This is a genomic window from Caldicoprobacter guelmensis (assembly GCF_016908415.1).
Classification (GTDB): Bacteria; Bacillota; Clostridia; order Caldicoprobacterales; family Caldicoprobacteraceae; genus Caldicoprobacter; species Caldicoprobacter guelmensis.
Window position 1 is genome coordinate 168,933 of sequence record NZ_JAFBDW010000004.1, and the last position, 11,749, is coordinate 180,681.

At 43.3% G+C, this 11,749-nt stretch carries 7 protein-coding genes, 1 tRNA gene and 1 pseudogene; 7 read left to right on the forward strand and 2 right to left on the reverse strand.

All coding sequences use genetic code 11. From position 1 onward, the window contains the following. The first annotated feature begins 106 nt into the window (after positions 1–106). Positions 107–1,177, forward strand: coding sequence for a hypothetical protein (locus tag JOD02_RS06940; protein ID WP_204488202.1), 1,071 nt, complete (start codon positions 107–109; stop codon positions 1,175–1,177). 210 nt (positions 1,178–1,387) lie between these two features. Here the strand turns inward: JOD02_RS06940 and JOD02_RS06945 are convergent, their stop codons facing one another. Together JOD02_RS06945 and JOD02_RS06950 are read right to left on the reverse strand one after the other, a co-directional pair. Further along, positions 1,388–2,824: a sensor histidine kinase gene (locus JOD02_RS06945; RefSeq protein ID WP_204488203.1), complete on the reverse strand. Its 1,437-nt coding sequence runs from the start codon at positions 2,822–2,824 to the stop codon at positions 1,388–1,390. After that, a complete protein-coding gene (locus JOD02_RS06950; protein ID WP_204488204.1) occupies positions 2,821–3,522 on the reverse strand; it encodes a response regulator transcription factor in 702 nt (233 codons plus the stop codon). The genes JOD02_RS06945 and JOD02_RS06950 overlap by 4 nt, the downstream gene beginning before the upstream one ends. Positions 3,523–3,656: 134 nt before the next feature. On the opposite strand from JOD02_RS06950, the pseudogene JOD02_RS11505 reads away from it, so the two are divergent. The 6 genes and pseudogenes from JOD02_RS11505 (at position 3,657) to JOD02_RS06985 (ending at position 11,703) form a co-directional block, all read left to right on the forward strand. Continuing rightward, positions 3,657–4,216: pseudogene (locus tag JOD02_RS11505) on the forward strand (SDH family Clp fold serine proteinase). A 128-nt stretch (positions 4,217–4,344) separates the two neighbouring features. Then, positions 4,345–4,779: a tRNA adenosine(34) deaminase TadA gene (gene tadA / locus JOD02_RS06965; RefSeq protein ID WP_204488484.1), complete on the forward strand. Its 435-nt coding sequence runs from the start codon at positions 4,345–4,347 to the stop codon at positions 4,777–4,779. A 14-nt stretch (positions 4,780–4,793) separates the two neighbouring features. Continuing rightward, positions 4,794–4,884, forward strand: a tRNA-Ser gene (locus JOD02_RS06970). A 135-nt stretch (positions 4,885–5,019) separates the two neighbouring features. Continuing rightward, entirely contained in the window at positions 5,020–5,403 is a 384-nt protein-coding gene (locus tag JOD02_RS06975; protein ID WP_204488206.1) for a (deoxy)nucleoside triphosphate pyrophosphohydrolase, read from the forward strand. A 160-nt stretch (positions 5,404–5,563) separates the two neighbouring features. Next, complete coding sequence (locus JOD02_RS06980) at positions 5,564–8,932, forward strand: helicase-related protein (protein ID WP_243426392.1); 3,369 nt, start codon at positions 5,564–5,566, stop codon at positions 8,930–8,932. A gap of 38 nt (positions 8,933–8,970) precedes the next feature. Further along, positions 8,971–11,703, forward strand: coding sequence for a DUF1156 domain-containing protein (locus JOD02_RS06985; RefSeq protein ID WP_204488209.1), 2,733 nt, complete (start codon positions 8,971–8,973; stop codon positions 11,701–11,703). Positions 11,704–11,749: the final 46 nt, after the last annotated feature.

Here is an 11,749-nt window from a genome sequence, read left to right on the forward strand (position 1 = left end):
GAGGTGAAAGTACTATGGTCCGACCGAAAAAGTATGGATAGGAGGTTACTGATTTGTAAGAACGAATTGCTGTATGTATAATCTTTTCTTGAAAGGGGGGTGTCACTTGTTATACAAAAATGACTGGGAGCTAATAAAATGGGAATATGAAAAATGGTGGAATAAAGAGACTAAAAAGCCACTTTTGAGCATCACTGTGTCTAAAGAAAAATATAAGGGTAAGACATATGAATGGGATGGTTGGGACCTATTGAGGGAAAAGGATGATCCTGAAAAAGCTGTAGATAACTTTGAAGAAAGAGCGCAGGACATTTTGTACTTGGGAGGGGCATATCCCAATCTGTGGATTAACCTTGGCCCAGGAGTGTTGGCGGCTTATATCACCGGCTTTTTGAAATTTACGGGTGATACCGCATGGTTTGAGCATCCCATGGAATGGGATGATATAGAAAAATTGCTTGACTCTCTAGATGAGAATAATGAATGGTGGGCTTATACTAAAAAACTTGCATATTTGATAGGAGAGAAAAGTCAGGGAAAGTTTGTGCCGGGGATGACCGATATAGGGGGAGTGGCCGATGTCTTGGCATCTTTAAGAGGGACGGAAAACCTTTTGATGGACCTCATAGAGCGACCTGAACTGGTTTTGATGGCCATGGATAAAATTTTGGAACTGTGGCATTATGTATATGATGAAATTGATGGCATATTATCACAGTATATGGAAGGGACTTCTGCCTGGATGGGGTTGTGGTGCCCCAGGAGGTGGTATCCAATACAGTGCGATTTTTCAGCAATGATATCCCCCAAGATGTTTGAAAGGTTTGTGGCTCCCTATTTGAAAGAACAGGCTTGTCGGCTTGACCATACCATATACCATTTGGATGGCCCGGGAGAGATTCCCCATGTTGATATGTTGTTGGACATAGATGAGATAGACGGTATACAGTGGGTTCCCGGTGCCGGCAATCCAGATGTGATTTCCGAGGCATGGCTTAAATTGTACGAGAGAATCCAGAAGAAGGGTAAATTGTTGGTTTTAAACAGTGATTCAATTACCCTTGATAAAATACAGTGGCTTTTTGAGAGGATTTCACCTGAAGGCGTTTATGTGTCAGGACATTGTGATAGTGAAGACGAGGCATATAAAATTTTGGAGTGGAGAGAGAGGATTTGAAGTTGTCCGGATGATAAAAGTGCGTAAAGGGATGCGGTATAAAGTTTTGTTAGAAGAGCGCATATTTGAGCCGGAAAAGTTTTTTCCACAGTGTCATGCCTCAACCCAGGTGGTGTTGAATCACGAAAAAGACGAAATTTTAGCCTCGTGGTTTGGTGGGACTCAAGGCAGGGGAAAATCCTCAGTACAATTGGCTTCCATCTCGTTATACTATTCGTTGACTATTGGTAGGGTGAAATATAGAGTGGTGCCCTGCCCTTTGATGCTCTCTGCCCATATCCTGCCGCCGTGTTCCTCGATTATGTGCTTGCATATTGCTAGGCCCAACCCTATACCCCCATAATTTTGCGAGCGGGATTTCTCTCCACGGTAAAAGCTTTCGAATATATGGGGGAGGTCTTCTGGGGCAACACCCTCACCGTTATCTTTAATGAAGACTTCGAGGAAGGGTCCTGAAATCTTAGCACCTACTACGATTTGTCCATTGTTTGGTATATACCGCCTGGAGTTTTCAATGATATTGTCTATAACCTGCGATATTCTTTTGCTGTCTGCTTTGACATATACTTGGGGCAATGGGCGCTGCACTATAAGCTGCAGTAAGCCGTTCTGAGCTTCTGCCTCGAAGGGCGCCAGTATTTCCTCCAGCATTACTCTGCTGTTTTGAACTTTGAAATCCATATGCAATTTCCCTAGCTCAATCTGTGCAAAGTGGAAAAGGTCGTCTATTAAGCGATCCAACTTGTCAGTCTTATCCTTTATTATGTTCAGGTACCGGTTGAATTTTTCTGGGTCCCGCGCTACTCCGTCTTGCAGTGCTTCAACATATCCTTTAATAGAGGCAATAGGGGTGCGCAAGTCGTGGGATATGCTGGCTATTATGGTCTTCCGGGAGTTTTCATACATGTTTTGTTTTTCGAGAGATTCCTTTAACTTGCGCCGCATCAGCTCAAAGGCTTGACACAGGCGCCCTAGTTCATCGTTTCTGTTGTAGTTTATGGTGAAATCGAGGTTGCCTTGGGATATGCTTTGGATGGCCGAATTGAGTTCACCCAAAGGCACTAGGATGCTTCTTGATATAAGCCAAGACAGTAAGATTATCAGCGCTACGAGGGATATCAAACCCAGCATATAGCTTCCACCTATATACAGGATTACTTTATGAAGTACTTTTGGAGGGAGCATATCTAGGTCGTACTGGATTATTATGCTACCTACAATTTTATCATCTATTTTAATGGGGAAAGAGTATTGGTTCATGCCGTTTAAATCTTCTTCTAAATTTAAAGCAAAGCCGTCGGAGATTTTTACTTTAAGGATCCTGTTGTGGAGAGAGCTTTCCCTGTCTTCAGAGTCAAAAAGCAATCTTCCTGAGTTGTCGATAACCTGGAGCCTGCAGCCGGTTTCCTTAAGAACGGGGTTTATGAGGGTATAGAATTCGTCGTAGTTTTGGATATTAAAATAATTTTGTGTAACCGAGTCGATAATTTTTTGGAATCTAAGCTCAATCTTTGAAAATCTGATGATTTCGGGGTCATTTTTTATGTGCATGGTGGCCAGATTTATCAGTAGTAATGTTATGATAACCGGTATGGTTATGATGCTTAAAAATGAAAGTATTAGCTTTGTACGAAAAGTCAACTTCATATTTCCCCTCCTGTAAATTTGTACCCTACACCCCATACGGTCTGTATGTATACGGGATTTGAAGGGTCTTTCTCAATTTTTTCCCTTATCTTGCTTATGTGAACGGTAACTGTATTGATATCACCGTATTCGTTATAACCCCATACGTGCTTGAATATTTCTTCACGGGTAAATACATGATTGGGATGGAAGGCCAAAAACCTTAAGACTTCGAACTCTTTTGTAGACAAAGGCACAGGACGGCCTTCTACATATACGGTATGGCCATTGAGATCGATTACAAGGTTGTGGAACGAGAGAATTTCAGCTTTCCTTGGGGCGTATGTAAATTGTCTGTAACGCCTTAATTGGGCTTTAACACGTGCTACTAACTCCTTTGGGCTAAAAGGCTTGGTTACATAGTCGTCGGCTCCCAGTCCCAGGCTCAGTATCTTGTCAGCATCGCTTTTTTTAGCGCTTAACATGATTATGGGAATGGCAGATTTGGCACGTATGGCCTTACACACTTCTATGCCGTCCAGTTTTGGCAGCATTATGTCCACAATGGCTATATCAGGCTGGTACTTATCATACTTTTCAAGGGCATCGAGTCCATCTAAGGCCAGTATGACATTAAATCCATCGAGTTCAAGATAATCCCTCACCAGTTCTGCAATCTCCTTTTCGTCATCCACAACAAGCACGGTTTCCCTTTGCATATCCTCTCCCCATTCTTCTTGAAAGATTTACTATAATAATTTTATCATATTTTGAATAGCTTTTGTTTTGTTTGGAGCCGTTTATGTTTGATTATAATATAAACGATTCAGAAGAGGTCATTTGTGCAATTTCGATGACTGACCCATCCATCCCGCTTGATATTATTCTCCATACACCTGGGGGACTTGTTTTGGCATCCCTTCAAATTGCAAGAGTTATAAAGGGGCACAAAGGAAAAGTCACTGTTCACGTCCCGCACCATGCAATGTTGGGAGGTATTTTAATTGCACTTGCAGCAGATGAAATAGTTATGGCGCCTGATGCGGTGCTAGAACCTGTTGACCCTCAAATCGGTGAATTCACTGCTGTATCTGTACTTGAGGTTGTAAAGAAAAATCCGATTTCAGATATATTTTAGCTAATGTTGCTGAAAAAGCAATAAAGCAAACAAAAGAAGCGGTGCTGGAGCTTTTGAGCGATAATTATCCAGATGATGTGGCGCAAAATATAGCAACCCAGCTTGTGGAAGGCAAATGGACTCATGATTATTCGATTACTTATGAAAAGGCAAAAGAGCTAGGATTTAAGGTAACATGCGACATTGACAGGGAGATACAGCAGCTAATGAGCTTGTATCCTCAGCCTGTAAATAAAAAGCCGTCTGTTGAATACCTGTGGTATCCGAGAAAATAGCCAAAAGGAAATTTGCTTTGTCGTCGATCTGTAGATATTGATTTTCTAAGCATATTGTGTCATAATAATGGAGGAGCTGAGCAGGAGCCGAGCGGTGGCAGGGTGTGGTTTTGTTGTTTGAGCATTTTATGCAGCAAGCGCTCTTAGAGGCGCAGAAAGCCTTTTGTTTGGGTGAGGTCCCCATAGGTGCCGTCATAGTTAAAGAAGGAGAAATCATCGCCAGGGGTCATAACCTCAGGGAGACAGAAAAGGACCCCACCCTTCATGCTGAAATGGTTGCCATAAGAGAGGCTGCACGGTATCTAGGCGGGTGGCGGTTGACAGGATGCGAGTTATATGTTACTATAGAGCCCTGTCCAATGTGTGCAGGAGCTATAATACAGGCCAGGATCCAGCGGGTGGTGTTTGGTGCACTTGACCCCAAGGCTGGATGTGCTGGCAGCCTGTATAACCTTCTTCAAGACCCGCGTTTTAACCACCGGGTGGAAGTGGTGGGCGGGGTTATGGAGGAGGAATGCAGGCGTATAATGCAGGAATTTTTTAGGGGAAAAAGAGGAAAATAGGTTGCGTATGGCGTGGAGAGATGGCCGAGCGGACGAAGGCGCACGACTCGAAATCGTGTGTGCGTGATGAGCGCACCGTGGGTTCGAATCCCACTCTCTCCGCCAAGGGAAAGGGTTTCGGGATTTGCCTGAAACCCTATTTTTATGTTTACAATCAGTTTTCATGACGCAATTATGGCACATTATTAAAAATAAGAATTACTAAACGGAAATAGCAGTTGAGATATGGAGGTATAGGCTATGACCACGGTTATCGCGGCCATCATAATGCAGGACGATAAAGTGCTTATAGCGCAGCGGGCTGAAGGCCAAAAGCTAGCAGGCAAGTGGGAATTCCCCGGGGGTAAAATTGAAGAAGGGGAGACGCCGGAAGAGTGTTTAAAGCGGGAGATAAAAGAGGAGCTTAACCTGGATATCGAGGTTGGTGAATTCTTCGGCGAAAATGTATACCCCTATGAAGCGGGGCCAATAAGGCTGGTAGCATATAAGGCGAGGTTACTTGGCGGGCAGTGCAGGTTGAGGGTACACAGCCGTGTGGCTTGGGTCAAGCTCCATGACCTTGCAGATTATGACTTTGCACCGGCCGATATTCCTTTTGTGGATAAGTTAAGAGGGATGTGCTGAAAGGGTTCTGTTTTGCGTTTTATAAAGGGATAAATTGAGTGGAATAAGGATGGTGGGGTCCCAGATTCAAACCAAGTTTAATGCAAATTATGTTTAATAGACATACATAGTGTATCATTATAAGTTGTAATGTTTTGTGGATAGGAGTATAATAGTAACTATGATAAACAATTGGTTAAATTTGGGGTGGATGGTTGTGGGGGTAGAGCAACTAGTGAATTTTAAAAGTGGAGACGTGATTTCCTCTCCACTTTTTCCCGAGCGAGTAAAGGTAATAGCTGTTAGTTATATTGGTAATACAATGGTGAAAATAGAAGCTGTAGGAATTGATACGCGAAGGTATTATGATCCAGTTTTGACGGCTGACGAGTTGAAGACAATTAAAAAAGCTGTTGAATATGACCTAGAGTTTACAGGTAATGCTGAACATGCCTTTCTTTATTTAGAAGGGATGCGTATACGCAACGCATTTCAATTTGATCCACTGTACGGTGTAAGCGTTTCTCAGATAGATCCACTACCCCATCAGATTGAAGCGGTATATCACTACATATTGAAAAGTCCAAATATTCGTTTCCTCCTTGCCGATGATCCTGGAGCCGGTAAGACAATCATGGCAGGCTTGTTGTTGAAAGAATTGAAATACAGGGGGCTTGTCAACAGAGTATTAATAATAGTTCCAGGGCACCTTAAGTATCAATGGCTTAGGGAGATGAAAGAGCGGTTTCAAGAGAATTTTTTAATCGTTGATCGTGGTGTGATGAGTGCCAGCTGGGGACAAAATATTTGGTTGGAACAGCATCAGGTTATAACCTCTTTAGATTTTGCAAAGCAGGATGACGTAATGGATTCTCTCAAAGAATCTTTTTGGGATTTGGTTATAGTTGATGAGGCACACAAAATGTCAGCTTATAAATATGGTGAAAAAATCACCAAAACGGCACGTTATCAGTTTGGTGAGCTAATTTCGCAGATTACTAAATCTCTTTTATTCCTTACGGCCACGCCACACAGAGGAGATACAGAAAATTTCAGATTATTCCTAGATTTACTTCAACCGGGGCTTTTTGCTGACGCCAAGATGCTGGAAACTTCTATTAAAGACAGGGATAACCCGCTCTTTTTAAGGCGATTAAAGGAGGACCTTAAGGATTTCAATAATGCTCCTCTTTTTCCACCGCGGCATGTAGAGACGGTAAAGTATCAGTTGAGCGAACAGGAAAAAAGGCTTTACAATGCGGTTACTGAATATGTAAGGCAGAACTTCAATAAGGCTTTGCAGAAGGAAAAGCGCAATGTTGCTTTTGCTTTGACCATTTTGCAGCGCAGATTAGCGTCAAGTGTTCGTGCGGTGCGGAAATCTCTAGAACGACGTTTAAATAGATTACAGGAATTGTATCAAAAAGGACTGGTTTTGCAGGAGCTTGACTATTCGGAAGAGTATATGGAGGATTTGGAAGAGGAACTGCGATGGGAGAGAGAAGATGAGCTTCTAGAAAAGCTTACTTCTGCTGAAACGCTTGAGGAGTTAAAGGTTGAAATAGATAAGCTCGCTCAGCTTGTTGATATGGCAAAGGAGGTTGAAAAGCAGGAGATTGAAACCAAGCTGAATCGGCTTCGTGAAGTGATTGAAGATTCTAAAATAAAGGAATCAGGGGCAAAGCTCTTGGTTTTTACAGAGTCTAGGGATACTCTAGAGTATCTGGCTGATAAAATAAAAAGATGGGGCTTTACAGTTTCGATGATTCATGGCGGAATGAACATGGATGACCGCATCAGAGCGGAACATGAGTTTAAAAATAGGGCCCAGATAATGGTTGCTACCGAGGCAGCAGGTGAAGGCATCAACCTCCAATTCTGTTCGCTGATGGTAAACTACGATATACCATGGAATCCTAATAGGCTAGAACAGAGGATGGGAAGAATTCACCGCTATGGTCAGCGTCAAGAGGTTTATATCTACAATCTGGTAGCTGAGGACACATTGGAAGGCAAGATCCTACAGGCGTTGTTTGATAAATTAAATCGTATGAAACAACATTTGGGGTCAGACAGGGTTTTTGATGTGATAGGGGATGTGTTGCCCGGCATTAACTTAAAAGACCTTATAATACAGGCTATTACAAAGCAAAGGACTATGGAAGATATCCTGGCTGAAATGGAACGCATACCTGATGTAGAGGCTATAAACAGGGTTAAAGAAGTAACTATGGAGGCTTTGGCCACTCGACACATTGATTTGTCCAGGATTATAGGCGAACAAAGAGCAGCCAAGGAAAACCGTTTAGTACCTGAATATATCGAGAGGTTTTTCTTACGGGCTGCTAATGAATTGCAGATTCGAATGGAAAGAAGACAGGATGGATTTTGGCGGATACCGTCTGTACCATTTGAAATCCGTGATAAGTCCAGCAAGATTAAGTATAAATATGGTGAGGTGTACAGGGAATATTTAAAGGTGGCATTCGATAAGGAGGAAGCTTTTAAGGGGCAAGCCGAGTTTGTAACCATTGGCCATCCGCTCATGGAAGCTGTCTTGGAGGTCATATTTGATAAATATCATCAGGATGTATTGAAAGGAGCGGTATTTATTGACCCGGATGGCAAAAAAGATGGACTGCTGTGGTTTCTGATGGGAGAGATAAAGGATGGAAGGGGCGATATTGCAGGACGAAAGCTGTTCTGTATTTACCAGAATGAGCAAGGCAATTTAATCAACGTCAACCCTTCGCTTATTTGGGACCTAAAACCGGCTGTAAAGGATGACAATATGGAAATTCCTTCAATCTCATCTGATTTGAAAGAAAAAGTCGTCTGCTTCGCTCTTGAGAGATTGTTATATCCCTATAGGGATGAACTACTACAATACAGGCAAAAGGATGCTGAGATAAAGAGAAAGTATGGGCTGACGTCACTTGACTCTCTGATTCTTGAGTCAGAAGCCAAATTGTCTGATTATGAAATAAGAAAGCTAAAGGGCGAGAACATACCGCATGTCACCATAGTTCAGGAGGAACGCAAGCGAGAGGATTTGGAGAAAAAGAAAAAGCGACTTTTGGATGAGATAAGAGCACAAACCAATCTGACAGTTTCGGAACCCAGTGTGTTTGCAGTCATTCGCGTTGTGCCAGCAAAGCAGCCTTCTGAGGAAATGGTCAGCGATAGGGAGATAGAGAGAATAGGAATGGAAGTAGCAATGGAATATGAACGCCGACAGGGCAGAGAACCAGAAGATGTTTCCAATCAATTTCTAGGTTACGATATCCGCTCGGTTGCCAAAGACGGCACCTATAGATATATAGAAGTCAAGGCCAGAGCCAGGAGTGGAGCCATTGCTCTTACTCCCAATGAATGGGTAATGGCCAATCGTTTAAAAGAGGAATACTGGTTATATGTGGTAGAGCAGGCGGCTACCAATCCCCAGCTTTATATTATTCGAAATCCTGCTGCTTGTTTTAAGCCACAGGAAGAGATAGAGATAGTGAGATATATTATTAAAGACTGGCAAAATGCCGCCAAAAAGGTTTAAAATAAACAAAGGGAGACAAAAAGGGAGCGTGTGGTAAATTGAACAAAAAGAGAGCTTTCATCGAATCAACTTTTCCAGTTAAATCTGTGAGCGAGGAGTCTGCTCGCGAGAAGAATATACGCCATGGTCATATTTCGACCCTGCATATTTGGTGGGCAAGACGGCCTCTTGCAGCCTCACGGGCTACAATATATGCAGCTTTGACCCCTGAAGTGGAAAATGAAAAACAGCGAGCAGAACGGGCAAAATTTATCGCTGAGCTTTCTAAATGGGAAAATTCGTTAAATCCTGTTTATATAGAGAAGGCAAAGAGAGAAATACTGGAGGCAAACAATGGGGAACCACCCAAAGTGCTGGACCCTTTCGCCGGAGGTGGTGCCATACCCCTGGAGGCTCTCCGCTTGGGCTGCGAAACCTATGCCAGCGACTTAAATCCCGTAGCTGTCCTTATTGAGAAGGCAACGCTTGAATTCCCTCAAAAATATGGTAAGACAATGAAGATAAAGCAAGAGCTGCAAATAGGCGGCAAGGCAGAGAAAGAATATAACCCGCTTCTGGAAGATGTTAAAAAATGGGGATTATGGGTGTTGGAGGAGGTTAAAAAGGAAATAGGGCGATTTTATCCTGAAGAGCCTGATGGCAGCATTCCTGTAGGGTACATCTGGGCAAGGACGGTTAGATGCAACAATCCTAATTGCAAATCCGAGATTCCGCTTATGCGTCAAACATGGCTGGCAAAAAAAGATAATAAAAAAGTGGCGCTGCGCATTGTACCAAAGAATAACTGTGTCAATTTTGAGATTGTTGAAGTTGACAATATAGACTTTGACCCTTCTCAAGGTACCATAGCGCGGGCAAGAGCTATATGCCCTTGCTGTGGCAGTGGCCTTACCGATAGAGAGGTGCGCAAGCAGTTCCAAGAAGGCATTGCCGGCCAGCGTATGGTGGCAGTGGTGATGCATCATCCGCAAAGGCAGGGCAAATTTTACAGGCTGGCAAATGAAAATGATATTGAGATTTTCCGTGAGGCAGAGAAGTATCTGGAGAAAAAACGCGAGGAACTATGGGATAAGTGGGGTTTTGAGCCAGTGCCGGATGAACCTACCCCTCAAGGTGGAGGTTCTGGAGCTGAACGGGCCTTTTCTGTTTATAACTGGGGAATGACTACGTGGGGAGACCTCTTTAATTCTCGCCAGAAGCTTGCATTGCTGACTTTCGCGGATAAGGTGCGGGATGCGTATGGGAAGATGATAGAGGAAGGTTACGAGGAGGAATATGCCAAGGCGGTTGTGACGTATTTGGCGTTGGGTGTGGATAGATTGGCAACATATTTAGTAGTACTAACTAGATGGCGTTCTGATGTTATTTCATTTGAAAGAGCTTTTGATAGACAAGCTTTACCTATAGTATGGGATTATGGAGAAGTTAACCCATTTGGTAATGCAAGAGGACAATGGGATGTCGGTTCAACAATAGAAGTATTAGGAAATCTATTATTAGTTTTTCAGTCAGCCAAAGTCACACAAGCTTCTGCCACCTTCCTGCCTTACCCAGACAATTACTTTGACGCCGTGATTACCGATCCCCCTTACTATGACAATGTACCATACTCCTATCTTTCGGATTTCTTTTATGTTTGGCTTAAGCGTACAGTTGGGGAGCTGTATCCTGATTTGTTTGCGACACCGCTTACGCCAAAATCGGAGGAAATCGTTGCATATACACATGAACAAGGGGGTTTTGAAGAAGGCAAGAGGTTTTTCGAACGCATGATTTCTAAAGCCTTTAAAGAGATGGCACGCGTGCTAAAGCCCGATGGCATTGCCGTGATCGTGTTTGCTCACAAGAGCACGGATGCGTGGGAGACCATAATTAACGCCCTTTTGGAATCGGGACTTTACCTTACTGCTTCCTGGCCGATAAACACAGAGATGCAGGGGCGGCTTAGGGCTCAAGAGTCTGCGGCATTGGCGTCGTCCATATACATGGTTTGCCGCAAGCGTACCACCCAAGAGACAGCCTATTTCAACGAGATAAAGTCCTTGGTTGAGGAAAGGATTCGCCAGAAGCTTGACCAGTTCTGGAGCGAAGGCATAGGTGGCAGTGACTTCTTTATTTCTGCCATCGGTCCGGCGCTTGAGGTTTTTGGCAAATACCAGCGGGTAGAAACATACGCTGGTCAAGAAATAAAGGCAGCAGAACTTCTGGAGTTTATCCGTACAACGGTAAGCGAGTATGCTTTGGCGCGAATCCTAAAAGATAGCCATTTAGGAGGAATTGATGCTGAAACAAGATTTTACCTTCTCTGGCGCTGGACTTACAATGGAGCAAGAGTTATATTTGATGAGGCGAGAAAGCTTGCAAATGCGGTGGGTATTGAGCTTTCTCAATACTGGGACGAGGGCTTTATAAAGAAGGACGGAGAATATATCTTGGTGCTGGGACCTAAGGACAGAGGGACAAGATTTATTGAGAGAGCTAGATTTGAGAATATGGTGGATATTCTCCATGCCTGTCTTATATTATGGGAGAAAAATGATCGCAAGAAAATCACTGAAATCCTTACCGTGACAGGGCAGCTTCACAATAACTCTTTTTGGCAGGTAGCACAGGCGCTTTCGGAAGTATTGCCATCTGGGGATAAGGAAAAGCAGATGCTTCAAGGTTTCCTGTATGGACGGGAAAGCTATCAAAAGTCAGCAGGGAATAACAATGGTGGCGGTGAAAAAGGCGGTGAAAAAGGAGTACAAATGGATATGTGGCAAAATTAATGGTCATTTTTTGCGAATTGAAAATAAGTGTATGAAGGGGGATGAA

Excerpts from the sequence above, each read along its gene's own strand:
- JOD02_RS06945 (WP_204488203.1), bottom strand. The coding sequence starts at position 2,824 with ATGAAGTTGACTTTTCGTACAAAGCTAATACTTTCATTTTTAAGCATC.
- JOD02_RS06950 (WP_204488204.1), bottom strand. The coding sequence starts at position 3,522 with ATGCAAAGGGAAACCGTGCTTGTTGTGGATGACGAAAAGGAGATTGCA.
- tadA (WP_204488484.1), top strand. The coding sequence starts at position 4,345 with ATGCAGCAAGCGCTCTTAGAGGCGCAGAAAGCCTTTTGTTTGGGTGAG.
- JOD02_RS06975 (WP_204488206.1), top strand. The coding sequence starts at position 5,020 with ATGACCACGGTTATCGCGGCCATCATAATGCAGGACGATAAAGTGCTT.
- JOD02_RS06980 (WP_243426392.1), top strand. The coding sequence starts at position 5,564 with ATGATAAACAATTGGTTAAATTTGGGGTGGATGGTTGTGGGGGTAGAG.